The organism is Chitinophaga silvisoli, assembly GCF_003412465.1.
Lineage (GTDB): Bacteria > Bacteroidota > Bacteroidia > Chitinophagales > Chitinophagaceae > Chitinophaga > Chitinophaga silvisoli.
Genome location: NZ_QTJV01000001.1, coordinates 710,451 through 737,040, shown reverse-complemented (window position 1 = coordinate 737,040; position 26,590 = coordinate 710,451). Strand labels below are relative to the sequence as shown.

Genomic DNA, 26,590 nt, shown 5'->3' with positions numbered 1-26,590 from the left:
TAAAGTTATAAATTTTTATTATGCTACACCAGTTATTTGATGACAAAGGCGGGAAATCAATAACGCTCTCCTGCGAGGAAACAACATTGACTACGGAGACGAATACTGACGGTAAAGTAAAGACGACCAGTAAGTCCTTTGCAGATCACAAAGAAGCGATCACACAATTATTAAAAAAGGAATGGGAACTGCTAAAGAAAGGTGCTGTGATGAAAGCGCCTGCAGCAGCTTTAGGGCATCCTTTATTACATATTTATACAGGAAAGGGGTATACGGGCTGTTTATCGTTTGCAGGCACTCCACATGGAATCTATGTATACCGGCCCGGAGATGAGGTCAGGGATGAGCTATTACGCATTACTGCGGATGGGAATATTGCGGAAGTGCTGACTTTACCCCGTTTACTGGCATGGGAGATCTGCTATGATGCGCAACGGAATATGCTGCTGCTGGACCTGGATCATTATATTTATCAATATGATTTTGAGCAGGCATCGTTTACAGCATTGACACATACATTGGATAAGCCGGGCAGTTTTGCTACGGTAGGTGGTAATACATGGGCGTATGCGACACATCCCGCTTATTATATCAATAATAAAAAATTTCCCCTGGAGCTAAATTTTGTCAATGGTTCTCTTCCGGTCTGTGCCAGTCTTTCGCCGGATGGGCAAGTGTTGGCATTACATAACAAAGTGGGGGAAATTCAACTCATCAATACAGTGGATGATAGTTTGGTAACTATTCTAAAAGGAGATTTTAAAATAGCGAAAAAATTGTTGTGGACGAGGGATAGCAGTCTTATTCTTGTTCATGAATTGTATGGTGGTATACGTTTTTTTGAGCTGGCGACCGGGGAAGAAGTGAGCCTGGAAGGATTGCAGATACCTGGGTATTCAAAGGATGTGAGTGATTGTTGTTTGAATGAAGAGAATTCCTTGCTGGTTTGTACGCAGCGTACACGTGGGTATGTGTTTGATTTTGTAAACAGGAGCTTCCTGTATGAATTTCCGTTACAGCATTGTGTTAAGACGGCGCAGGTCAGGTTTATAGACAATAGGACATTGGGGGTGCGTACAGATTATGGTTGTTTTAGTCTTTACCGTATTGGTTCCAGCCAATGACATCAAAGAGGAAATGGCTACCTGGCCATATAAACAACACCTCGGTGCACTGGTGGCAGACCAGTACCCGGATAGCATATGGAGGCTGTATCAAAAGCAATCTGAAAGCATTGAGAATTGATTTTTCCCATCAGGTGCCCGATTAAAATCAGGACCATTTACTTTTGATACAACCTCCATAAGTTGATATTATGCCTGTTCGAGATATTGTGAATAGGCATACCCTTCTACGCCTTTATCAGTTCTTACAAGGCTCCATTGGTCATTAGGTTTGCTGATGACGGTGATGATTTCGCCATGGGCAGCTTTGCCTAAGATTTCCTGGTCTGTACCGGGGCCTTTGCGAATATTCAGATTAGATGATTGCGTAATTACTTTCGCTTTAGTACCGGCAGCGGCGGAGGCATCGATATTGAGGATGAGATCGCCTGCGCGGTAGTCCGGGTCTATCTTGCCATAGATGGCCCAGAGATTATCTTTGACCTGACCACTGGATGCGGTGCCGTCGATATGGAGCACATTATTCTGTTCTGTTACTTTCAAATCGTTTACACCAGCGGCTTTGGCGGCATCAATCAATTCTTTGTATTTGTCCTGTAAAGCCATGGGAGCTTATTTAATGGTGAGCTGATTGTTTACCTTTTTAGGATTTGTAGCGTTCACAGCCTGTAAGAGTTTTGGCAGTTTGGCTTTTGAGATTTCACCGGTGAGGGTGACTTCGCCATTGCTAACGCTGGCTGACACACCAGGGTAGTCTTTGATGGCATCATTGGCTTTGGTGGTCAAAGAGTCGTCGGCAGCGGCTTCTGCGGGTGGAGGTGGTGGTGGCGTGAGAGCAGTATCGGTAGCCTCGGGAGCGATGGTCGCAGCAGTGTCAGTAGTGGAGGTAGTGTTGTTTTTTCCTTTGCAGGCAAAGAAAGAGATGGAGGTAGCTACGGCTACGGAGAGAAGCAAGGTTTTCGAATGTTTCATGTGATTAAAATTTTATGATTAGTATAAAGGACATTAAAAAACATGCCAAATGATTGATAATGAGGAGTAAATTGGTTTTGGGGAATTGAATTGGGAATTGGATTGGGGAATTGTTTTGGAACAGCATCCAACTGTTTGGGGTAAGATGATCAGTTATTTTTAGAAAATCATTCAACTGTTTGAAAAGAAATATTTAACTGCGCAGAAAAACTGCGCACATGTGCTGATATCTTTGTATTGTTACGGAAACAATAAATAATCCCGGTGTCGTAGAGAAGGATTTCTTCGGGTTAAGGTGGAATGCTGGTACATAGTTCGGGCTTCGAAAGGAGTGTTGGATGACAAGCGCCATCGTAAGTGCCTTTTCGGTTTTTTACCCGGTTTTATTTTTACAATATTCAGGTGCCGTAAGAAGGAAATACATCGCCCCTTAGGGGAGGCATACTGGCAGTATTTGTAAGTGTCGTAGAGTAGAGTTACTTCGGCTATGGATCGGGTGGTTGCAGGTTCGAGTCCTGCTTTCGCGGTAAAATGCGGAATGGCGCAATGGTAGCGCACCTTGTACTTTGCTTGATTGTTACCTTACAATGTAATTAGACCGTCTTTGAAGAGAGACGGTCTTTTTTTTATTTTATAAAATCGGGATCATTTGCCTGGGGAATTCATTCTTTAATTTGAGGGTAGGAAAATCAGATTACTCCTGCTGGCATTGATGCTGTTTATTCATTTACTTACGGATGGTTTTAGGTGATGCGCTGAGATTCAACCATTGTAAATCTGCAAGCGTGCAAAACATTATTTATTAAAATCATTGTTTTTGTAAATAATATTTTACACTATTAAGATCGCAAATATTCCGACTATCCACGGGTCGTGAATAACCTTAATCATTTAACCTATAAAATAATGGTATTTGAAATGAATGGTATTCAGGTAAGAAGTATCAGGCTCATTATCGTATTTCTTTTCTGCTTTCAGTGCAGGCACCTGATAGCGCAGACAAGCAGCGGGATAAATTACGCAGAAAAAGTAAACACCCTTATTGGTTCGAAAGGGAAAGGTCACGGTATTCAGGAGCGTTATCTTGAGGCAGGGTACACCTTTCCAGGTGCTATGTATCCCTTTGGAATGGTACAGTTTACTCCTACATTTTTTACGGAACACAAAGGCTTTGTTGTCAATCAGCTCAGCGGAGCTGGTTGTGAACACCTGGGAAATTTTCCCATGCTGCCCTTGCCGGGGGAACTTAAAGCTTCACCCGATTCAATGGAGCACCTGGATCCCCGCTACCAGGTTAACAAAGCGATTGCAGGGTATTATAAGGTGAAGGTAAAAGAGAAAATTGATTGTGAGCTTACCGTCACCAAAAGAACAGGTATGGCAAGGATTAGCTGCCTACCCTCTGAGAAAAAAATAACGGTGATAATTGGGTCGGGAATTAATTCGACGAAAATAACAGATGCGCAGATCAGGATAACCGGTCCCGGAAAATGTGAAGGGTATGCAAATACAGGTTCTTTCTGCGGCTCACCATCTTCCCTGAAGGTATACTTTGTGGCTGAATTCGATGCTCGTCCCACTGCGTCAGGAACATGGAAAGGTAAGGCTTTTGAACCTTCTTCAAAGTCAGCAGCAGGGGAGAATTCCGGTGCTTATTTTACTTTTGATATTTCTTCAGGGAAACCCGTAGGGTATAAATTCGGCATTTCCTATGTGTCCCTTGAAAATGCAAAACAGAACCTTGCAACTGAAAATCCCGGGTGGTCCTTTGACAAGGTAAAGCAGGAAACGGCAGCTGCCTGGAATAAATACCTGGGAAAAATAGAAGTCAGCAGTGGAAATACTGAGCAGCTTACCCAATTTTATACCCATCTGTACCATTCTTTTGGCCATCCGAATGTTTTTAATGATGTAAACGGCGAATACACAGGTGCAGACCATAAAGTACATAAGGCGGAACGGGGTGATTATTACACGTCGTTCAGCAACTGGGACACCTATCGGACCCAGGGGCAACTGATCAGTATACTGGCTCCAAAGGAAATGTCGGAGATGGTTTCTTCCCAGCTGGTATTTGCAGAGCAGTCAGGCGGAGGCTTTGCCCGCTGGATCATGGGAGACACTGAAACGGGCATCATGCAGGGCGACCCCACTTCTATACTGGTTGCCAATGCCTATGCATTCGGGGCAACGGATTTTGATTCAAAGAAAGCGCTGGAAATTATGCGAAGGGGAGCTGAGGTGCCGGGAACGAAATCACAGAATATTCTCACGCGCCCTTTCCTGGAGCAGTATCTTGGAAAAGGATATATGCACGCTTCGATGATGCTTGAATATACTTCTGCAGATTTTGCCATTGGTCGTTTTGCCCTGGAGGCGTTTAAGGACAGTACGCTTTGGCGCAGGTACCTGAAAAGAGCACAGGCCTGGAAAAACCTGTATAACCCATCTTCCGGCTGGCTTCAGTCCCGTAATAATGACGGATCATGGAAAAAGTATGATGAAGACTGGCGCGAAGCCAGCTATAAGAATTATTTCTGGATGGTTCCTTATAACCTGGATGGTCTGATCACAGTGTCAGGCGGAAAAGCAAAAGCAGAACAGCGGCTTGATGAATTCTTCAGCCAGCTTAATGCAAGCTACAACCAGGAATGGTTTGCTGCTGGAAATGAGCCCGATTTCCAGGTTCCCTGGGTGTATAACTGGATTAGTGTACCTTATAAAACTCAGGAGACAGTCCGACGGATCCTTAATGAACAATATAGCAATCGCGATAATGGTCTGCCTGGGAATGATGATCTTGGCGCGATGGGTGCCTGGTATGTTTTTGCTGACATTGGTTTGTATCCCATGGTTCCGGGAGTTGGGGGATTTTCCGTCAACAGCCCCATCTTTTCTACTATAAACATTCATCTGGGAACAGGACAGACCCTGGCTATACGAGGTGGCGATGCTGACAAAAAGTATATCACTTCTTTAAAGCTAAATGGCAGACCTTTGGATGGAACCTGGATACCATGGAGCAGTATCCGGAACGGTGGTGAGCTTGCCTTCACTTTATCAGCCGTACCCGATAAGAACTGGGGGACTCAGGCCGCGCCACCTTCATACGATAATGAGGACTAAACACTGTGCAATTGAAGGGAAGCATCCTGTAATTGCACCCGGCCATTATCCGTTTTTTTAAAGAGACAATGAGCGAAAACGTTTTGAAAATATGGGGCGCTTTCCGCTTAAAAAGCGTCCCTTATTATTTTAAAAGTATACGGGATTTAACCGTTCAAGTGATTTGGGATAGTGAGGTTTAAAATGCAATTGTATATTTAGTTATGAAATTTGTAAATCGGATTATATTAATACTGTTCTTTCTTCATGGCAGGGTCTTTTTTACTTTTGCCCAGCCAACTGCAGAGATCACAAGGGTGGCACCAGGTGTAATTAAACTGACTTCTGGCAAGCCCGAGCAATTTTCCCCATATTACTTCTGCAATGAAAAACCGATGACAGCTGCCATGGGCAAACTGCCTGAAGGCAAGCTACCTTTCAACATCCAGGATATCAGGATAGATATTACAGAACGTGGTGTTCTGGTAGAGATTCCCTTAGACAAGCAGGAGCAACTGTATGGATTCGGTCTGCAAATGGGTTCCTTCAACCAGAAAGGGCTCAGGAAAAAACCAATCGTCAACGACAATCCCTCCCACGACCTGGGATATACCCATGCACCCATGCCATTCTATGTGTCTAACAAAGGTTACGGCATCCTCGTTAATACATCCCACTATGCTACATTTTACTGTGGCAGCACCGCCAAAAACACAGGTGCCATTAAGCTGAGTGATGGCAAAAGCGGTAATTCGGTGGCGGAACTTTATAAAAATGAAAGTCCGGCCTCTGGCTATGTTGCTGTGGATGTTCCCGGGGTGCAGGGCGTTGAAGTGTATGTATTTGAAGGGCCTGAGCTGCTCAATGTGTTACAGCGCTACAACCTTTTTTCAGGCGGCGGAGCTTTACCGGCCATGTGGGGACTAGGCATTAAATATCGTGTAAAAGCAGACTTTAACCAACAACAGGTGGGTAAAATGGCGGAGTATTTCCGGGCGAATGATATTCCCTGCGATGTACTGGGACTGGAACCGAAATGGCAGACTGCTGCCTACTCCTGTTCTTATGTATGGAATAAAGATTTTTTCCCTACACACGATCAGTTCATAGACACTATGAGATCAAAAGGATATCATATTAATTTGTGGGAACATGCCTTCGTAAATCCTAAGTCACCGCTATATGCACCCTTGCAGAACAAGTCAGGTAATTACCTGGTCTGGAATGGCCTGGTACCTGATTTTGTTGATACTTCGGCCAGTAAATTATTTGCCAACTATCATAAGGAGACCTTCGTTCTCAAAGGTATATCAGGATTTAAAATGGATGAGTGTGATAATTCTAACCTTACCATGGGAAATGCTACCTGGAGCTTCCCTGAGCACAGTCGTTTTCCCTCAGGGATCGACGGCGAGCAAATGCACCAGGTATTCGGCATTGTTTACCAGAAAGCCGTTTATAACATTTATAAAGAACTTAATACCCGAACCTTTCTGGATGTGCGTGCTTCCAATGCATTTGCTTCTTCTTACCCGGCATCGCTTTACAGTGACACTTATGATCATCATGAATACATTCAAATGATCATAAATTCCGGTTTTTCAGGACTAATGTGGTCACCTGAGGTAAGGGAATCCAGGTCGATCGCGGACCTGATGCGCCGGAGTCAGACAGCGGTACTTTCTGCTCAGACACTTTATAATTCCTGGTACCTGCAAAATCCGCCATGGCTGCAGATCAATATCGATAAAAATAATAAGAATGAGTTTATGGAGAACGCGAAAGCCGTAGAAGCAGATGTACGTAAACTCCTTAATTTCAGAATGAGCCTGGTGCCCTATCTTTATAGTGCATTTGCCGATTACCATTTAAAAGGTATTCCACCGTTCAGGGCCCTGGTAGTCGATTATCCGGATGATCCGAAAGTTTTCAATATTGACGATGAATATATGATCGGACAGGGAATGCTGGCGGCTCCGCTTACAGCAGAGAGTGATGAGCGAAAGGTGTATCTTCCGGCAGGTAACTGGTATGACTTTAACACCCGGAAAAAATATGCGGGCGGTCAGGAATATGTTATCAAGACTGGTTATACTGATTTGCCAATCTTTATTAAAGAAGGTACAATATTACCTTTGGCCCGACCAGTAGAGTACATTAGTCCAGACACACGGTTCGAGTTGACCTGCTATGTGTATGGTGAGCAGGCGGAGACTTTTTCTTTATTTGAAGATGACGGCGTTACGTTTGACTTTGAAAAAGGGAAATACAACATCCTGAATTTAAGCTATCAGAATGGGAAAGGTACGGTCATGAAAACTGGTGGTTTTAAAGGCAGCCGGTTCCAGGTAAAGAAATGGGAGGTGATCAGATAAGGACATTAAAAGGAGCAATGCTAACGAAGGCAATGCAACAATCTGTGCACTTGAAGGATTTGGAATATAACTCCTGGCTATTGAGCAACCATTAAAACACTTTTCTTTTACGGTTCAAGGAATAATAGATAAAAAAGGAAAGTATTTTAATGGTTGTTCAACAGTCCGTATCCTTCACCAGGGTGAAAGTGGTCCGACATGACATCTGTATAGTAATGGAGTGTCTGATATTGTTAGGTGATCGTATTTGAAAGGCCATTTTCAAAATCCTTCCATAGTCAATGATCGTTTGCCTGGAGATCAAACTAAGTTTCCAGCAGGTCTTCCAATCCAGGATTTCTCTTTACCGTATTGTGATGAAAATGGGCATATTGGTTAGATTATCCAATATTTTTTCTTTTCCAGGCTGCTATATCAATTAACAAAGGGCACAGGCTTTTTCCAAAATCAGTGAGTGCATACTCTACACGGGGAGGAAGCTCCTTGTACTCTTTCCTGCTGATTAAGCCATCAGCTTCAAGCTCTCTCAATTGTTCGGTTAACACCTTTTTTGAAATAGCAGGGATCCTAACCTGGATCTCGCCAAAACGCCTGGTATTCCTGGACAGCACATATAAAATCAACAACTTCCACCGCCCTCCAAACAGGGCTATCGTTGCTGTAACAGGACAGTCAGCATGGTCTAATTCATTTTCCATTAGTCACTTTTAGGTTACCACTATTTGTCTCGTTACCTAATGCAAGGGTAACTTTTCAAAATCGATATTTGTATGTTTACATACCAAATGTAATTAATCTAAAGACAAAAAATATGATCTTAGTAACCGGTGCAACAGGGAATTTAGGTAAAGCCACAATAAATTCATTATTAAACAGAGGTATAGCTCCAAACGATATTACTGCATTAGTAAGAGATGAAAGCAAGTCAGCAGAATTAAAATCAAAAGGACTTCATATAAAAATTGGCGACTATCAGGATTATGAGTCTTTAAAGAGTGCTTTCCAAGGTGTGGATAAGCTGCTGCTTATATCTTCTTCATCAGATATAAGCAAAAGATTTGAGCAGCACAAAAACGCGATCAATGCAGCCAAAGAAACTGGTGTTGGCCATATGATTTATACGAGCTTTGACATGAAAAATTTGCAACAAAGTATAATGGGTGAAGAGGTTCAATATCATGCATACACAGCTGATTATTTAAAACAAGCAGGCATTCCTTATACTTTAATGGATAATACCATGTATGCTGACATGATTCCCTTTCTTGCTGGAAAGGACATATTAAATAATGGAATTTCTACTCCTGCCGGAGACGGCAAAACGCCTTTCTTGCCAATAACAGAAATGGCTGAAGCTTTAGCGGTTGTACTGACAACTCCGGGTCACGAAAATAAGGAATATGTCATCGCTGCAGAAACTGCTTTCTCCTTCGCGGAGATTGCTGAGCTATTATCGGACATTACCGGAAAAACAATAGCTTATCACCAACCGGAGCTAAGTTCATATATTGCGCGGCTTATACAGATGGGTGCTTCTGAGGATGATGTAGCGTACATTGCGAGGTTTTGTGGAGCGATTGCTAAGGGAGAATTTGATACTAATAAAAGTGATGTGAGAAAATTACTAGGCAGGAGTCCGGTTGGATTAAAGGAATTTTTGCAAAGCATGTATAGTTAGGTCCGGAGGAGGGTAATAGTGTTAGAATATTAATTTAATATACAACATCGACAGGGCCTTTAAAGGGCCCTTTTCTAAATCCTAAAGTTTGATAAATTCACTTGTTGTCTTATTGATCAACAACACCATTAAGGCTTTCTTTTTAAGCGGTAATGGAAGATTTGGCGAGTATTTGTATAAAAACAAAAAAGCCTGCATCTTTTCAAATGCAGGCTAATAAAGCTTTTAACTGTAAGAATGGTAATTTTTACCATCCTTTTTAGCTTTGATAATTTTTGTGGAGCTGGCGGGAATCGAACCCGCGTCCAAACACATCCTCCGAAAGGCTTCTACATGCTTATTTATGCATTATTTTTTCGAGACACGGCAGGGGCAAAACTAACCAACCTTGTCCTTATCCGTTGTTGTTTCAGCACTCACTCACAGAAACCATGAGTACCTATTTTACATAGTTTTGATTCGGCGGCGGCTGCAGGAGTAAACGGCCTGCGTGCGGCGGCTATAATGGGTGTCTAATCTCTGATTAGGCAGCCATGGCGTAGTTAGATTCGCCATTTAGAGTTTGGGTATTCAGATTTACGTGCTAATTATCCAACGCACGACATGCTTACACTTTCAAAGACCTATGCTGTCAAAACCGGGCAGCCCCTGGTTTGCTTTCGCAGCTTACAAAGATAGGAAGATTTTAGATATAAATAAAATGTAGCGCATTTAGGAGTGCTGTAATTTGAATTATATCGGACTTGTAGGGCCAATGGCATTCGCTCAAAGGACTACAGAAATGGGTAATTCCGTTGTTAATTGGAAAATCCAACACAATATGGATGGGATTTTAAAAAAAATACAATTCATACATTATTGGATTGATCGGGGGAGGATCGTTTCAATAACCATATGATTTTCAATAAATTATAAGGCATAAAATTGGAAGACCAGCAAGAATTGAGTAAATTGGGGTAAATGGAAGGATACAATATGTCAAATTCACAATTTACCATAGTGCTCGGCGCACTCAGGTCCATGGAGCAAAAGCTAAGCCTGCGGTTTATGGCCCTTAACAAGCGCATAGAAACCCTGGAACAACGCATCCATGAACTGGAACAAAGATGATCTAAAACAAAGAAGGAAGAAGCCTTCCGACCTCTTCCTTCTTCAAAATTTAAATTTATACTTACTTCCCAAATATACGCCTGTAAATATCCAAGCCATTCGCATACAACAGCAACCCAAACAATATCACCATCCCCACTATCTGTGCATACTCCAAAAACTTCTCACTCGGCTTACGTCCTGTCACCATCTCATAAATCAGGAACAACACATGTCCCCCATCTAACGCAGGAATCGGCAGAATGTTCATAAACGCCAGGATGATAGACAATAAAGCCGTCATCTCCCAAAACGCCATCCAATCCCATGCACCAGGAAACAGGTTCGCAATCGTCATAAAACCACCCAATGATTCACTCGCCTTCACCTCTTTCGATACAAAGATCAAACGCAGCTGCTGAACATAATCTACCAGTGTCTTGATACATTTTTTAAACCCTGCCGGAATCGCTTCGAAGAAGGTAAAATGCTTCACGGAGAATGTAAACATCTTTTCTACGTTTACATTAAAACCTAACACAGCAGTTTCCGGTACATGTACTGTCAGATTCACTGTATCTCCACCACGCAACACCTGCAATGGTACCACTTTGTTCCTATCTTTTACTATTTCATTCTTGAATTCATGGTAATAATAAGCAGGCTGTCCGTTCAGTGTCAATAACTGATCACCTTTACGGATCCCGGCGCTATCAGCAGCCGATTTAGCGGCGATTGTATCTACCAGGAAAGGCACTCTCACATCCACCAGGGATAGCTTGTACTTGATCATCTTACCTACAACACCATCTGGTATTGCGATATCCATTTTCTGTCCCTCGCGGGAGATCTGGATCGTTTTTGCCTGGCGCAAAATAATCTGTCCAGGAACCGCCTTGAAGTTCTCCACAGGCTGGTTTTCCACGCCCAGGATCATATCTCCATCCCTGAGCCCAATAGATTGGGCCAGGGAATCTGTTGCGATCCCATAAGTCGTATTTGCCGTAGGCAGGTAGGTTTCACCCCAATGCCACAGTATCATGGAATAGATGAGAAAACCTAAGATCAGGTTCACAGTTACACCACCAATCATGATGATGAGGCGCTGCCACGCTTTCTTGGAACGGAACTCCCAATCCTCCGGTGGCTTCGCCAGCTGTTCGCGGTCCATGCTTTCGTCTACCATACCGGAGATCTTAACATAACCACCCAGGGGTAACCAACCTATTCCATACTCTGTCTCACCTTTCCTGAATTTGAATAATGAAAACCAGGGGTCAAAAAAGAGATAAAATTTCTCTACGCGCGTCTTAAACAGTTTTGCAGGGATAAAGTGCCCGAGTTCATGCAATACTACCAGGATAGATAGTGACAGTATCAACTGCGCGGCTTTTATCAATATTTGTGCTGTTGTCATGTATACAGTAAATATATGTTGTTTTTTCTCTATAACAGGAATGGCAAAGATAGCCGGTATAACTGCGATTATGCAGCTATTACATGTTATAAAGTTCTTAAATTATGATAGCGTTGATCATATTGTTCGCATGTTCCCTTGCAGCCAGGTCACTTTCATAGTAGTCATGCAGGGTTGGGCGCTCGATGAACGGTACTTTGCCCATGATTTCTTCTATTACATCCGTCATCTGCAGGAAGCCAATACGGTTTTTCAGGAATGCATGTACTACTTCTTCGTTTGCCGCATTCATTACACAAGCCGCATTACCGCCCTTCATCATCGCCTCGATAGCGATGCCCAGGTTGCGGAAGGTCTTGGTATCAGGTTGTTCGAATGTGAGGTTAGAATAGTTTCTGAAAGAAAAACGAGGAAAATCGTTCGCCAGTCTTTCAGGATAGCCTAATGCAAACTGAATAGGCAGTTTCATATCAGGCAGGCCCATCTGGGCTTTCATGCTGCCATCTACAAATTGTACCAGGGAGTGAATGATGGATTGCGGGTGAATCACGACCTCGATCTTGTCCGGATCGATATTGAACAACCAGCGGGCCTCGATCATTTCCAGGCCCTTGTTCATCAGGGTCGCACTGTCAATCGTGATCTTCGGCCCCATGCGCCAGTTAGGATGCTGAAGAGCGTGGTCCTTTTTCACATTGATGAGGAAGTTGGTTTTCTTGCCCAGGAACGGGCCGCCGGAAGCGGTGAGAATCATCTTCTCCACTTTGGCAGAAGACTCGCCCATCATACACTGGAAGATAGCCGAATGCTCAGAATCTACCGGTATTACAGGTACATTTCTTTTTCTGGCAGCACCCATTACGATATCGCCGGCTACTACAAGGGTTTCCTTGTTCGCCAGGGCAATAGGGGTACCCTGTTCAATAGCCGCCAGGGTGGGTGCCAGACCGGCAAAGCCCATAATGGCAGCCAGCATCATATCGATGGAGCTCCAGGAAGCTACTTCTACCATGGCTTTGGCACCGGCAAATACCTTGATACCTTTGTCAAAAAGTACTTCCTTTACGCTTTCGTATTTTGATTCATCAGCGATGACTACAGCATTCGGTCTGAACTTGAGGGCCTGTTCTATGAGCAGATCAGCATTGACACCAGCGGTCAATACTTCGACACTGAACTTATCAGGATGCGCCTCGATTACCTCCAGCGCCTGTATACCAATTGATCCTGTGGAGCCAAAAATGGCTATATTTTTCTTACTCATTGTTGCAATAATAAGGGAATTACAAGAAATGCGGACATGAGTCGTCCGACATTACTCCTGCTTTATGCCAGGTAATTCATCAGCTCGTCTGCCAATGCTCTGTCGTTGCTCAATCTTGGAACTTTGTTCTGACCTCCCAGTTTACCTACTGACTTCATATAATCGATGAAGCCCTGTTTCTTCACTGTTCTGATCTTTAATGGTTGCAGAATGTTGCCGGTAAGCAGGTCGTCGTAATAAATATTCTTTTTACGGAGTTTGTCATCTACCCTTTTTGCAAAGGCACTAAGGTCTGCCGGGGGATTTTCAAACTCCACAAACCACTCGTGGTAAGGCAGTTCACCCGCTGCAGGACTCACCATAGGTGCTACGGTAAACTCCGTGATCTGTAAATTATCTTCCTTCGCTACGCTCATCAGGCTGTATTCTACTTCTTCCCCGATTACGTGTTCACCGAATGCGGAAATGAAATGCTTGATACGGCCCGTTACCAGCAGGCGGTAAGGATTAGTGGATACAAATTTCACCGTATCGCCAATGTTGTAGCCCCACAGGCCTGCATTGGTGCTTACTACGAGGGCGTAGTTGACACCGACTTCCACATCTTTCAGGGAAAGACGGGTAGGATTCTCATTGAAGATTTCATTGGCAGGTATGAATTCGTAGAAAATACCTGAGTTGGTATTCAGCAAAAGTCCTTTGTGCTCCTGCGTATCCTGGAAGGCAAAGAAACCTTCTGATGCAGGGAAAGTCTCGATAGTATTGATCGGACGACCTACTGATGCCATGAGTTTTGCACGGTAAGGTTCGAAGTTCACACCACCGTATACAAGTACATTGAGGTTCTTAAACAGCTCTCCTACCGGCTTGCCGCTACGTTCTATCAACCTGTCGAAATACATCTGCATCCATGGTGGAATACCGGAGATGAGGGTCATATCCTGATTGATGGTTTCGTCTACTATCTTATCCAGCTTGGTTTCCCAGTCCTCGATACAGTTCGTTTCGTAAGTGGGCAGCTGATTGGTGCGCAGGTAGCGGGGCACGTGGTGATTAACGATACCACTGAGGCGGCCATATGGAATACCCCCTACCCTTTCCAGCACGGGAGAACCGGAGAGAAAGATGAGTTTACCATCGGCAAAATCAGTATGACCAGTTTCCGCCATGTAGTTGAGCAGGGCATTCCTGGCTGTATCGATATGATTAGAGATAGATTCCTTGGTGATTGGAATATACTTTACCCCACTGGTAGTTCCAGAGGTTTTGGCAAGGTAGATGGGCAAGCCTTTCCAGAGGATGTTCTGTTTACCTTCCTTAATTTTATTAATGTAAGGCTTAAACTGTTCATAATCTCTGATAGGTACTGCCTGTCTGAAATCATTATAGGAATGGATATTGTCAAAGTGGTGGTCTTTTCCAAATTCGGTCTTCCTGCCTGTTTTAATCAACTCCTCCAGGATAGCTTCCTGGTCTTCTACCGCCCTCTGCATCTCCTTCCTGATCCTGTTGGCTACAATGGAAGCAAATGGTTTGGCAAGCAGTGATTTAAGCTTCATGCCCATTATTTTAGAATATGTGAAAGGACAAATGTATAAAATAAAAATTGTTATAAAAGGAATGGAATGAACTGCGTTGAAGCAGTTTTTTTGTTGATGCCTTTTATGTTTGAATAATAGCTAAATCAGCTATGAGTGTGACTTTTAAGGTAATGTTGTGCATAGTGGATCGTGGAACTTACATATAATAACAAACTATATTAAAATAAACTACGTATCTTTGAAAATGTATAGTATTCTCCTTTAAAAACGTATGCCTTGGGGGCAAACGCATTTTAAATATGGAGAAAACTTTGTCAATTTAAAAACAAATCCTACTTTTGCAGGAAATTATTTTTGGATCACTATGTTTGCAGTTGTAAAAATCGCAGGTCAGCAATTCAAAGTACAAAAAGACCAAGAAATCTTTGTACAGCAGTTGCAGGGAAATATCGGAGATAAAGTGCAGTTCTCTGAAGTGCTGTTAATAGATAATGGCGGCGCGCTGACCGTTGGTACTGATGTAAAATCAGTAGTTAAAGCAGAAATCCTGAGCCACGTTCAGGGAGATAAGGTTATTGCTTTCAAAATGAAACGTAGAAAAGGTTTCAGAAAGAAAGTTGGTCACCGTACTCACTTTACGAAGATCCGTATTTCAGAAATTGCTTAATTAATTAAAGTTTTAAACTTACATAGAAATGGCACATAAAAAAGGTGAAGGTAGTGTAAAGAATGGCCGTGACTCTCAAAGCAAAAGGCTGGGAGTAAAAATATTTGGTGGTCAACCTGCTGTATCTGGCAACATCATCGTTCGTCAGCGCGGTACTGTTTACCACCCAGGTGCTAACGTTGGAATTGGTAGAGATTTTACCATTTTCGCGGTAGCTGATGGTGTTGTTGAGTTCAGAAAAGGACGCGAGAACAGAACCATCGTTTCTGTAAAATCATTTGACACCACTGCCCAGGCGTAAGCTTGGCGCAGTGTTTGCCATAAAGTTTTTTTTAATACCCAATTTTAATTACTAACCCAAAATTCAAAAAACAATGGCAACAATTAAAAAAGCGGCTAAAAAAGCTGCTCCTAAAAAAGCAGCTGCAAAGAAGGCAACTGCTAAGAAAGCCGCTCCTAAAAAAGCTGCTGCTAAGAAAGCAACTGCTAAGAAAGCTGCTCCTAAAAAAGCTGCTGCTAAGAAAGCCGCTCCTAAAAAAGCTGCTGCTAAGAAAGCAACCGCTAAGAAAGCTGCTCCTAAGAAAGCTGCTGCTAAAAAAGCAACTGCTAAGAAAGCTGCTCCTAAAAAAGCTGCTGCTAAGAAAGCTGCTCCTAAAAAGGCTGCTGCTAAGAAAGCTGCTCCTAAAAAAGCTGCTGCTAAGAAAGCTGCTCCTAAAAAGGCTGCTGCTAAGAAAGCTGCTCCTAAAAAAGCTGCTGCTAAGAAAGCTGCTCCTAAAAAGGCTGCTGCTAAGAAAGCTGCTCCTAAAAAAGCTGCTGCTAAGAAAGCTGCTCCTAAAAAGGCTGCTGCTAAGAAAGCTGCTCCTAAAAAAGCTGCTGCTAAGAAAGCTGCTCCTAAAAAGGCTGCTGCTAAGAAAGCTGCTCCTAAGAAGAAGGCTGCTGCTAAGAAGAAAGTGGTTGCTCCAGTGGCACCACAGACCGATGCTCCTTCAACTGAAGCATAAGAACGATTTTACACACTGTGAAATAAAGGTTCTGGTGAATAACCAGGACCTTTCGTGTTTTATATAGGGATCAATATTCCTTTTTAATGGCCTACAACAGCAAAGAAAGATTTCATTTTTCTTTTTGAAACAAGCGCCCTTTCCCCTAAAGGAGTGATTTCCAAGGCCTAAAACACTTAAAAAAGGGACCAATTCCATTTCTAAAAAACCGAAATTCGCAGTTCAAATCAAATTATGCCGGATAACAGCACAATCGCCGACAACTTCTCGTTGCTGTCCAAACTCATGGACATCCATGGGGAAAACAGCTTCAAAGCAAAGTCATTCGCCAATGCAGCCTTTACTGTAGAAAAGCTCAGTATTCCCCTGCAGGATATGCCCACTGAGGAAATCGCCAAAATCAAAGGGATCGGTGAATCCATCAGCAAGAGCATCCGGGAAATGCTGCAAACAGAACAATGGAGCCTGCTCGATACCTATATCGAAAAAACTCCCTCCGGCATCCTTGAAATGATGAAAATCAAAGGCCTGGGACCAAAAAAAATCGCTTCCATTTGGAAAGACCTGGAAGTAGAATCCCTCGGCGAACTCCTTTACGCCTGCAATGAAAACCGCCTCATGCTCCTGAAAGGCTTCGGCCAGAAAACACAGGATAGCGTAAAACAAAGCATCGAATTCTATTTCAGTAACCGCAACCGCTACCTCTTCGCCGAAGTGGAAGTACTGGCCAATGAACTGGAAAAAGAAATACAAACACTCCTCGCTCCTGCTTCCGTGTCACTCACCGGACAAATAAGGAGACAGGAAATCATCATCGATGAAATTGAACTGGTTGCAGATGCTGCTCCTGAATACATTCAGGAGAAATTAAACATGCTCAGTTTCATCGAAGAAACACCTAACTCCCTGCTGTTCCAGCACGCACAAAAAGTTAAGGTCAGGGTCTATCCCGCCGCTATCGACGATTTTGGCAAATCACTCTTCCTGACCACCGCCACACCCGCTTTCATCGAAAGCTTCTTTGTCGCTGGCGGTGCTGCCGGTCTCACACCCGGTGCTACAGAAGAAAAAATCTTCTCACAGGCAAACCTGCCCTACCTCCCACCCTGCCTTCGCAACGACGGCAGCATGCTGGATGTACAGCAGCTTCCTGAACTGATCACACCACAGGATATCAAAGGCATCATCCACTCCCACTCCACCTGGAGTGATGGTCAATACAGCCTGGAAGAAATGGCACTCGCTGCCAAAGCACAAGGCTTTGAATACCTCGTGATCAGCGACCACTCCCGCTCTGCATTTTATGCAAACGGACTCAGTATTGAGCGCATTGCTGAACAGCATGCACAGATCGATGCTCTCAATCAACAACTCGCTCCTTTCCGCATTTTCAAGAGCATTGAAGCAGATATTCTCAATGACGGTAACCTCGATTACCCGGATGAAGTACTCGCATCTTTCGATCTCGTTATTGCTTCCGTTCACTCCAATCTTAAAATGAGTGAAGAGAAAGCCATGAGCCGACTGCTGAAAGCGATCGAAAATCCATATACTACCATTTTAGGCCACATGACCGGACGACTCCTGCTGAGCCGTAACGGTTATCCTGTAGATCACCGCCGTATCATAGATGCCTGTGCCGAACACAATGTTGTCATTGAACTGAATGCACATCCCCGCCGGCTGGACATTGACTGGGAATGGATTCCTTATGCCCGTAAAAAAGGTGTACTGCTTTCCATTGATCCCGATGCCCACAGCATAGAAGGTTACAAAGATGTCTACTACGGTACTTTAGCCGCCCGCAAAGGAGGTTTAACTGCCGAAGGTAATCTGAGTAGCTATTCGAAAGAAGCTTTAGAGAAATATATCCACAACAGGAAAAAATAACGAACAATGAAACTGATTTATATCTATGATCCCATCTGCGGATGGTGTTATGGTTTTACGCCCGTGATCCAGGAGATCCAGGAGCAATTGAAAGGAGAAATCTCAGTAGAAATACTGTCTGGCGGCATGTTATTAAGTGCCAACCGCCGCCCTGCCTCCGCTATGTACAACTACATCAAGGAAGCTCACAAACAGGTCGAAAATACTACTGGTATCACATTTGGTGATCCATTCCTGAACGAATACCTCCGCTCAGACGATATCATGGATTCTGAAAAACCAAGTATCGCACTGACCGTATTCAAACAATACCAGCCGGAAAATGCAGTAAATTTTGCACATGATCTGCAGGTAGCACTCAACTTTGAAGGCAAGAGCCTCAATGATATTGACACCTACATCCCCATCCTGGAAAAATACGATATTCCGGTACAGGCCTTCCTGAACAATATGAAGGAAGATGACAACAAATATGCAACGCAGCAGGAATTCAATATCGTACAGCAATGGGGCATCACCGGTTTCCCGGCCGCTATCCTCGAAAAAGACGAACAACTTTATCTGATAGCCCGCGGCTTTACTCCCAAAGCAAAACTGCTACAGGTGATTGAAGAAATAAAAAATAAATGATGTACCAGATTACACAGGCAGGCATACAGCATATTCCACTTATACAGGAACTGACCAATCAGATCTGGCCGGCTACCTACCTGTCTATCCTTAGTCAGGAGCAACTGGACTATATGATAGCCATGATGTATAATACAGAAGAACTAAGCAGGCAACTTAATTCGGATCATACTTTTCTGCTGATATGGGATGGAGAAAGCGCTATCGGCTTCGCCGGCTATAGCCCGAAAGAAGAGACTGGTATTTACAAGCTGAACAAAATATACCTCCACCCGGATTACCAGGGAAAAGGTGCAGGAAAACTATTGCTCAATGCTGTCATTGACCAGGTAAAAGCCGCCGGTGCAAATGTGCTTGAACTGAATGTAAACAGGTATAACAAGGCGAAATCCTTCTATGAGAAAATCGGCTTCGAAGTATTTGAAGAGAAAGATATTGACATTGGAAATGGCTACTGGATGAATGATTACGTGATGAGGAAAGTGCTATAAAAAAATCCAGCCTGGTAAAAATACCAGGCTGTTTCCCAAGTTAACCATTAAAAGACACAACTTTTCTAATTAAAATCTTTAGGTGTTGTCCAGCCAGAGTGATGCTGAACTTTCACCGCTATGAAGATACATACGATAAATGTTTAAACACGGATTTTCTTTGAGATTTATTTTTTTATTTTTTTTCTAGCTTTTTATTACCGATTAAAAATCAACCAGATAGAAAATAAAATTCCCGCACTTTTGGTGCGGGAACTGATGACCCCGTAGGGCGTTTCGGTTAATAGACTAAAAAAGTCGGGGTAAAATTTCGTGATCGCTACTCCATCCGAATCTATAGCTGATCATCAGTTCATGTGATACTGACTGTGCTCCCTTTAAATTCGAATTTGTAGGTGTATCGTATGAATATCCCATTTCCAATTGAGGTGTAATCCTCACTCCTACCATACCTGTCACCGTCTTCTCTGATCTCCAGGAGGCACCCAGCCACACCAGTTCTCTCAAGAGTACGCTGGCATTGAAATCATAACTCAGTCCTGCTCCTTTTACATCTCTCAGCAATAAAGTAGGCTTGAATTTCAGATCATCGTTGATATCAAATACATAGGCTGCCTGCATGTAATAATGCGGTTTTGACACAATCCTGTTCACACTCTTTCCAAGATCAAAACTCTTGAACATCGGCGCACCTAAACCTAAATAAAATCTCTCTGTAAATAATGCAAATCCGAAGCCAACATTTGTCTTCATGTAACTCAGGTTGCTTGCAAAAGTAGGATCAGTTGTCGTGAGCGAATTATTATTCTCTTTGTACTGCGACATGCCGACTATCAGGCCCATTGCCAGGTGCAACTCCTCGGTGAGGTTTACCTTCTGTGATGCAAAGAGGTTTAAATCTGTACGGGTATCTACTGTGATGCTTTCCCTCATAGCAGAAAATCCCAATGTAGTTCCCCTTTCATTGAGTGGTGAATAAAATGAAAATGTAGCAGTTTTAGGGGCTCCGTCTACACCCACCCATTGATTACGGCCATCTACAGTTAACCTGGCTGACTCATCCAAACTTGCATAGGCAGGATTAATGGCCAGGCCATTGAACATATACTGGGAATAGATAGGATCCTGTTGTGCCTTTGAAGGCAGATAACATGCAATTAAGACAAACAGCGTAATTATTACTTTCTTCATATGTAAGGATTACAGACAATGGAAGCTAATGCCTCCATTGTCTGGTTTTCTTATGATCTCTTTATGACAAGGAATCCGGTGTATTTGATCTTCTTACCTGTTGCATCTGTCGCATGGATAATGAAGAAATAAGAACCATCCGGAACATCCTGATTTTTAGCACTGCCTGTATTCGCCTTACCGTTGAAATTGTTAGAACTGTTATTATAGCCTTTCGTTGTAAATACAGTACCACCCCAACGGTTGAATACTGTTACTTCATTATCAGGATATGCATCAATATTTTCAATGTACATCGCATCGTTACCCAAGCCATCGCCGTTCGGAGACATTGCAGGATGCACACGCAGGTTACCATTATTATTATCCTTCCATCTGCCATCAGTAATGAAACGCTCTACATAATCAGGTACCCCGTCACCATCATAATCACAATCCATACAGATTTCAATCAGGCCAGTAGCGGTGCTCAGTGAATCGAGGATTGGAATATTCTGAGTGGATGATACGGTAGCTCTGAGTAAGCGCATACCAAACATCTTGTTCTTTTCCACGCTGTTTACCAGTACAGGAATTGATGTGCTGCTGGTATTTGGCATAATAAGCAACGGTGTTACAGAAGCATCATAATCCTTACCTGCAGTTGCCACTGTTGTACCTGCCAGCAGTTCACCACTTCCCGGTTCGTAGAACTCATAGTAAATAGTGATGATACGGGAGCTGGCACGATTCATTTTTAATTCAAACGGAAGCGGCATGCCTGTTGTATCGAACGGCACTACTACTGAGAACTGGCTCTGACTGAATCCTATCCTCAACGTGTCATTGTCAGTCACTGTATTCTTAATCTCACTTGCAAGACCTACGTAATAAGCAGGGCCACTGCTCAGCGGATCGTATGCCTGTACACTTGCCTGTAACCATCCGTCATCATCATTCAGTTCATTGTCATCCACCACAACTGTGAAATATGTTTCCTGTGCACCGGCAGGCATGGTAACGATCACCTTGTTGCCAGACACTGTTCCATTATGAATTGTAACAGTCCTGTATACATCGTTCGTTACAGCTACTGTAATGGGCAGGTCTAAGTTGATAGACTTCGTAGTTCTTACAAAGAATTTCACAGAGTCACCTTCCACAATCGTGCTGGTAGAGGCGAACAGGTTGACCTGTGGGGTGTCTACATTATTATTAAAAATGTTCACCGTTGAAATACCACTGCTCGTACTAACCGGCCATGTCACCAGCGGAATGCTGGAAGTTACACCAGTCAGTGAAGCGGTTACACTCTTGGTCGGACCAGCTGTCAGCAGACCTGCAGGCACCACATCGAATGTCGCCATGCTGGAACCCGCAGGGATCACAACACTACCACTCAGCGCTATGTAGTCTGTACCAGCGATGGCTGTACCGGTTACCGTATAAGCAGCTGTTACATCCTGTGTAGCTACCAGTGTAGAGTCGTTGAATCGTACGCGGAACTGACCGCTTGTAGATGGCTGATATGCATCGGCCATCCGTTCGATCACCATTGTACGGGCTTCTGCCTGCACGCCGGAATCACTGCTTTCATCATCGAATACGTTCATGTACATAGTACCGCCGCTCACATACATGCTCTTGGTAGTACCACCCTGTTCTGTTGTAGCACCCGTGAGCTTTACCTGCAATACCAGGTTACCCTGGAGGATGATGTCATCTATAATATATACCGGTATTGTTACTGAAAGACTGCCGGCCGGAATAATCACAGTAGTCTGTACATCCTTAATATTTGTTCCGGCATAGGTAGCTGTCATAGTAACACTTACATCGGTAGTAGATACTGCTGGCATCACTACTTTGAAAGCACCATCTGTAGCTGGTTCTCCCGCATCTGTCACTTTCTCTAAGGTGATTGCCTGACCTTCCGGATCCAGGATATTCAGCGGTGCGATAGATGCAAATGAGTATCCGGCTGCACTGTCTGTAAACTGTAATACAGTAGGCCCTTCTATTTTGTAATTGTTAGGTATATTCAGGAAGAAGGTGACATAGTTAGAGTCTTTCGGCAGTGTTACAAATCTTGGAAGACCTGTATAGTTTGTGGTATCCGCAGTAGACGATACATCAGGTATTACTGTGATGATGATATCGCTGGCTGAAGTCATACCGCTGTTTACAAATCCGATCCTTACTTTGGTAGTGCTGCCTTTGTGAATGCTGCTGGAATCGATGATCATCTGCAGCTGTGTGCTGGTGAGTGCATCATCAATATAAAGATCCAGGCTATCTACACTTACATTGCTCATACCAGGTGTGTTACCTAATATTCTCAGCATTTCGGAACCTTCGATGATATAATCAGCTTTGGCAGTGATTACAAAGTCACCATAACCGCTGGTATCGATTGTTACTGTAGTTGGTACACCGGTATAATCGCCGGTACCTGCTACGGAGAGGTTGCTCGCTGTTACATTCAGTGTTACCGGTGTATACAGCTTGATACCAGCCGGGAAGCTTGCTCTTACTGTATATGTATTACCTTCTTCCACATGATCACCTTGTGATGCAGGTTCCGGAGTGAGGGTAATTTTCATATTTGCAGGATCATCAGCAGTAACGTCCACCATGTTCAGTGTCACAGAATCACTTGGGTAACCTGCTGCTTCTACTAATACTACCAGCGTTTCATTATCTCCAATTATATTATCAGTCAGCGCTGATACCGGAACCGGGATTGTGACTGAACTGGTGGTCATCGTCACCGTCTGCGGCAATCCAGCGTATCCACTGCTTGCCTGCGAACTATTGCCGCGGCTCAGCGTGAGTGTCAATGGCGCAGGTGGTGTGCCTGGCAAAGAGATCGTGATGTATGCTCCTGCACCACCTTCTACGATATCATTACGATCTGTGCTGAGCGTAAAACTCCCTAATTCAGTTTTATCCTTGATGGTTACTGTAGCTGCCTGGTTTACGGTAACACCTGCTGTCAGTGCTGTTGATGCTGTACCGCCCAGGATCAGCTGCTCATTGCTTTCCAGGATATTATCCTGAACTATGTTGATTGCTGTTGCATTTGAAGTAGGATGATTAGCATCGAGTGTGATGGTTGCAGAGTCCAGTGTGAAGTCTGAAGCATCTGCAGTAGAACCAGTCAGGATCGATGGTGTAATGGTAATCGGCACTTCGGTAGTAATACCTGCAGGCAGGCTGAATGTATAAGTGTAAGTACTACCTTCTTCCATTTCAGTAGCACCTGGTGTGATAGAGACAATCCTGTTGGCAGCATTGTCGCTGGTCGCATCTGTGATAGAACCGGAGATGGAGTTGATAGTCAGACCTGAAACTGAAGTAGTGGATGCATTTAATTTAAACGCTTCTGTATTCTCCAGGATATTGTCAGTCAGTGCGCTAAAGCCATTTGTCACCGTCTTACTGTTAGTATTAGGTGGCATGTAAATGGTGTTCGCTGCACCGATGTAATAATCAGATGGAGCAGCTACGGAAGTACCATCCGGTGTCAGTACTATCGCCAGTGAATCGCCGGCCATGATTCCAGCCTTGGCAAATGCCAGGGTAAGATTGGAACTGTTTCCTTCTTTGAGAGAAGGGGTGTTCATGACCAGGTTCAGCACTTTATTGCCAGCGATTAATCCTGTTGTATCCCTGATGGTGATCAGACAGGAGTCTTTGATATAACCTGCAGGAGAAGCGACTACATAATAGGATTCATCATTTTCCAGCAGACTGTCTTTCAGTGCTTTTACAGTTAAAGTGGCATTTGTCTTATTCTTAGCGATGGTAAGGGTGCTGAGAGACATGGTTGCATCTGAAGCGATTGCTTTGGATGAAACACTCCTTGCAACCGGGATAGTCATAGCAGATCCTGCCTTGAGTCCATTCGGTAAGGTTACTGTCACTGTACTGCTGGTGCCTTCCAGTATGGAAGCAGGTGAAGCCGTTACGATCATTGACATACTTGAATCGTAGTCGCCATCCTTAATTTTCAGGGTATCGCCCTTATAAGGATAAGAACGGCCAGCGCCCACATTGTCCACTGAAGTTACATCCAGCACAATGGTTTCGGGAGTAGGTCCTTCGAGTAAACCATCGGCGTATGCAATAATATAGATGTTCGCACCAGTTCCCAGTTTTGGAATGGTCACCGGACCATTATAATACCAGAAATCGAAGTCATCACCATCACTCGCAGTTGATTTGGAATAATCAAAATCTACGTTGACAGTAATAGGTACTTCTGTACTTACACCATCCGGCAGCTGGAACCGAACATAGCCTTCGTATCCTTCCGTTATCGGGTTGATCGAGGATGGATTTACATAACTGGATACGATCTTGGCATATGCAGGATTGAAGTAAGTACTATCATTGATGGTAAGACTTGTCTGGCCAGTTACGTTAATACCCAGAACAGTGCCCTTGAATTGTAATACCAGGTTCTCTGTATTTTCCAACACTTTATCAGACTTGGCGCTGATGGTAAAGTCAGGGCTGTAAGTACTGTTTGCCGGGATGGTAATAGAAGTTGGCACTACATAATCTGTATCCCCTGCAGTAGAAGATGCATGGGTAGAGAAAGTAATCACTACATCTTCAGGAGAGGTAGAAGTCATTTTCACCCTTGCCTTGGTAGAGTTACCTTCCAGGATAGCGGTACTATCCATGGTGAGGGTCATACCACGGGCCTCATCATCCACGATGGTGAAATCACACTGGGAGGTACCTGAGATGGTGATCAGGTCCGTACAGGTGGCCGCCAGTTTGAGGCGGAGGGTACGGCTGTATTCCAATTTGTCGTTACCTATAATATGAAGATTCGGGATCTTAATAGTTTTAGCGGTGGTATAGTCACCTGCAGGAATCAATACTCCCTGTTCCGGCAGTGTAAAGTCTGTACCCACAACTGCCGGATGCGCATAACTATAAGCCGGATCATACTGCAATAAAACATAAACCGGGGCATTGAGTTTGCCACCGGAAACTTTTAGGGTTACGCTTGAATCAATATGTTCGCCCTGTGCTGCACTACCTTCAGTAGTAGACAGGGTGGCACTCGAGAACTGTACCGACACATTGCCCCATCCCGTGACGGGAATAGAGTCTACTAATGCGGCAACAGTATCGAATTCATTTTTGGTGGTACCATAACCGGATAATACACGGAAAGTCCTGTAGTTCACAGGAGTCGCCGTAAAGTTGTTATCATAAATAGGCATGGTACGCATAATACCCATAGAACGGCCACGACCATCCACACCATCAGCAATTACGTTGTGCGGGTACAATCCATCATCATCCAGGTAGAAACGGTTCTCCGGGATAGATGCTTCAAAGGATTTGAATTTTCTGTACATGCGATACACATGGCTACGGGGTGATTCTGCTGTTTCAGAACAGGCGGCATCCCTGTAGATACCGATGGTAGTGGTATCACTATTGATAAATCCATAGCCACATTTACTGGCTTCGTCCGGATCAGCGGTTGCATTAGGTCCCATTACCACCTGTTCAGAAAGGTAAAACAGTACGCTGGTAAAGTCATTGGTACTTACCTGCGGCATGTGCATCACATAGTCCAGGAAGAAGTAGCTTGTATTTTTCACATAGGTAATAATACAAGTGACGGTACCCGTCTGACCAGTTGGATATTTATAATAAGGATCGAGTACAGTACCTACTACATGAATTTTATAAGGATCGGCATAAGAACCTGAACCAGATATAGGGGAAATGTAACAACTACTGGGGGTCTGAGGGGTAGTTCTGTCTGCCATGTGAGACAGGTTCTTAAAATCGAAAAAAGCCCTCATACCAAGAGAGCTGTCTGCCCGGTTGTAGGTTTCGGTGAGACCATTGCGGGTCACCACGATACTACCATCGGTGTAGATATCAATCTTAAGATCCTTGGTGCCGCTGGCACCTCCGGTGGGATTGATAGTAGCCTTTACAGTCTGCGCGATAACCTGACTCTGACTGCATAACAATAACAACAGTACTGCAAAGAACATCCTTTTAAGTGTATGCGACACTTTCCGGGGTGTAGTAGTTGCATTCCATTTCACAGAATTGGGAAGCTTGAACATAGTAAAGCGTGTAAAGTTCTATAATCCATCTAATTTCTTTAATCAGCCATGTTTTAACCATTAGAG

At 43.7% G+C, this 26,590-nt stretch carries 19 protein-coding genes and 1 other RNA gene; 11 read left to right on the top strand and 9 right to left on the bottom strand.

Annotated elements, in window-relative coordinates:
- The first annotated feature begins 20 nt into the window (after positions 1-20).
- Positions 21-1,124 (top strand): WD40 repeat domain-containing protein, encoded by a 1,104-nt coding sequence (locus tag DXN04_RS03075; protein ID WP_116851823.1) that lies wholly within the window; start codon positions 21-23, stop codon positions 1,122-1,124.
- Between the two features lie 189 nt (positions 1,125-1,313).
- Here DXN04_RS03075 and DXN04_RS03070 read toward each other — a convergent pair whose 3' ends face one another.
- Both DXN04_RS03070 and DXN04_RS03065 read right to left on the bottom strand, forming a co-directional pair.
- Complete coding sequence (locus DXN04_RS03070; RefSeq protein WP_116851822.1) at positions 1,314-1,730, bottom strand: SH3 domain-containing protein; 417 nt, start codon at positions 1,728-1,730, stop codon at positions 1,314-1,316.
- 6 nt (positions 1,731-1,736) lie between these two features.
- Positions 1,737-2,096: a BON domain-containing protein gene (locus tag DXN04_RS03065; protein ID WP_116851821.1), complete on the bottom strand. Its 360-nt coding sequence runs from the start codon at positions 2,094-2,096 to the stop codon at positions 1,737-1,739.
- 906 nt (positions 2,097-3,002) lie between these two features.
- On the opposite strand from DXN04_RS03065, the gene DXN04_RS03060 reads away from it, so the two are divergent.
- Together DXN04_RS03060 and DXN04_RS03055 are read left to right on the top strand one after the other, a co-directional pair.
- On the top strand, positions 3,003-5,222 hold the full coding sequence (locus tag DXN04_RS03060; protein ID WP_199414975.1) for a GH92 family glycosyl hydrolase: 2,220 nt from the start codon (positions 3,003-3,005) through the stop codon (positions 5,220-5,222).
- A gap of 203 nt (positions 5,223-5,425) precedes the next feature.
- Positions 5,426-7,576, top strand: coding sequence for a glycoside hydrolase family 31 protein (locus DXN04_RS03055; protein WP_116851820.1), 2,151 nt, complete (start codon positions 5,426-5,428; stop codon positions 7,574-7,576).
- 380 nt (positions 7,577-7,956) lie between these two features.
- On the opposite strand, the gene DXN04_RS03050 is transcribed toward DXN04_RS03055, so the two are convergent.
- Positions 7,957-8,274: a winged helix-turn-helix transcriptional regulator gene (locus tag DXN04_RS03050; RefSeq protein ID WP_116851819.1), complete on the bottom strand. Its 318-nt coding sequence runs from the start codon at positions 8,272-8,274 to the stop codon at positions 7,957-7,959.
- 113 nt (positions 8,275-8,387) lie between these two features.
- On the opposite strand from DXN04_RS03050, the gene DXN04_RS03045 reads away from it, so the two are divergent.
- Complete coding sequence (locus tag DXN04_RS03045) at positions 8,388-9,254, top strand: SDR family oxidoreductase (RefSeq protein ID WP_116852413.1); 867 nt, start codon at positions 8,388-8,390, stop codon at positions 9,252-9,254.
- 275 nt (positions 9,255-9,529) lie between these two features.
- On the opposite strand, the gene ssrA is transcribed toward DXN04_RS03045, so the two are convergent.
- Positions 9,530-9,903: a transfer-messenger RNA gene (gene ssrA, locus DXN04_RS03040) on the bottom strand.
- A 326-nt stretch (positions 9,904-10,229) separates the two neighbouring features.
- Here ssrA and DXN04_RS35565 point away from each other — a divergent pair.
- Positions 10,230-10,364, top strand: coding sequence for a hypothetical protein (locus DXN04_RS35565; RefSeq protein WP_262512427.1), 135 nt, complete (start codon positions 10,230-10,232; stop codon positions 10,362-10,364).
- A gap of 61 nt (positions 10,365-10,425) precedes the next feature.
- Here DXN04_RS35565 and rseP read toward each other — a convergent pair whose 3' ends face one another.
- The 3 genes from rseP to DXN04_RS03025 all read right to left on the bottom strand — a co-directional run bounded on the left by rseP (position 10,426) and on the right by DXN04_RS03025 (position 14,583).
- Positions 10,426-11,760, bottom strand: a complete 1,335-nt coding sequence (rseP, locus tag DXN04_RS03035) for an RIP metalloprotease RseP (RefSeq protein WP_116851818.1) — start codon at positions 11,758-11,760, stop codon at positions 10,426-10,428.
- A 97-nt stretch (positions 11,761-11,857) separates the two neighbouring features.
- Complete coding sequence (locus DXN04_RS03030; protein ID WP_116851817.1) at positions 11,858-13,024, bottom strand: 1-deoxy-D-xylulose-5-phosphate reductoisomerase; 1,167 nt, start codon at positions 13,022-13,024, stop codon at positions 11,858-11,860.
- A 62-nt stretch (positions 13,025-13,086) separates the two neighbouring features.
- Positions 13,087-14,583 carry a GH3 auxin-responsive promoter family protein gene (locus DXN04_RS03025; protein WP_116852412.1) on the bottom strand — a complete coding sequence of 499 codons (1,497 nt, stop codon included), beginning with the start codon at positions 14,581-14,583 and terminating at the stop codon, positions 13,087-13,089.
- Positions 14,584-14,836: 253 nt separating this feature from the next.
- Here DXN04_RS03025 and rplU point away from each other — a divergent pair, with 253 nt between their 5' ends.
- From rplU to DXN04_RS02995, 6 genes are all read left to right on the top strand, one after another.
- Positions 14,837-15,232, top strand: a complete 396-nt coding sequence (gene rplU, locus DXN04_RS03020; protein ID WP_233525508.1) for a 50S ribosomal protein L21 — start codon at positions 14,837-14,839, stop codon at positions 15,230-15,232.
- 28 nt (positions 15,233-15,260) lie between these two features.
- The gene (rpmA, locus tag DXN04_RS03015; RefSeq protein ID WP_116851816.1) at positions 15,261-15,533 is read left to right on the top strand and encodes a 50S ribosomal protein L27; all 273 of its coding nucleotides are present in this window, start codon (positions 15,261-15,263) and stop codon (positions 15,531-15,533) included.
- Between the two features lie 73 nt (positions 15,534-15,606).
- Positions 15,607-16,233: a histone H1-like repetitive region-containing protein gene (locus DXN04_RS03010; RefSeq protein ID WP_116851815.1), complete on the top strand. Its 627-nt coding sequence runs from the start codon at positions 15,607-15,609 to the stop codon at positions 16,231-16,233.
- Between the two features lie 234 nt (positions 16,234-16,467).
- On the top strand, positions 16,468-18,123 hold the full coding sequence (locus DXN04_RS03005) for a DNA polymerase/3'-5' exonuclease PolX (RefSeq protein WP_116851814.1): 1,656 nt from the start codon (positions 16,468-16,470) through the stop codon (positions 18,121-18,123).
- Positions 18,124-18,129: 6 nt separating this feature from the next.
- Positions 18,130-18,753, top strand: coding sequence for a DsbA family protein (locus tag DXN04_RS03000; RefSeq protein WP_116851813.1), 624 nt, complete (start codon positions 18,130-18,132; stop codon positions 18,751-18,753).
- On the top strand, positions 18,750-19,244 hold the full coding sequence (locus tag DXN04_RS02995) for a GNAT family N-acetyltransferase (RefSeq protein ID WP_199414974.1): 495 nt from the start codon (positions 18,750-18,752) through the stop codon (positions 19,242-19,244). Before DXN04_RS03000 ends, DXN04_RS02995 begins: the two co-directional genes overlap by 4 nt.
- A 288-nt stretch (positions 19,245-19,532) precedes the next feature.
- Here DXN04_RS02995 and DXN04_RS02990 read toward each other — a convergent pair whose 3' ends face one another.
- Together DXN04_RS02990 and DXN04_RS02985 are read right to left on the bottom strand one after the other, a co-directional pair.
- Positions 19,533-20,435 (bottom strand): PorP/SprF family type IX secretion system membrane protein, encoded by a 903-nt coding sequence (locus tag DXN04_RS02990; protein WP_116851811.1) that lies wholly within the window; start codon positions 20,433-20,435, stop codon positions 19,533-19,535.
- Positions 20,436-20,485: 50 nt separating this feature from the next.
- Entirely contained in the window at positions 20,486-26,524 is a 6,039-nt protein-coding gene (locus DXN04_RS02985) for a T9SS type B sorting domain-containing protein (protein ID WP_116851810.1), read from the bottom strand.
- Between the last annotated feature and the right edge of the window lie 66 nt (positions 26,525-26,590).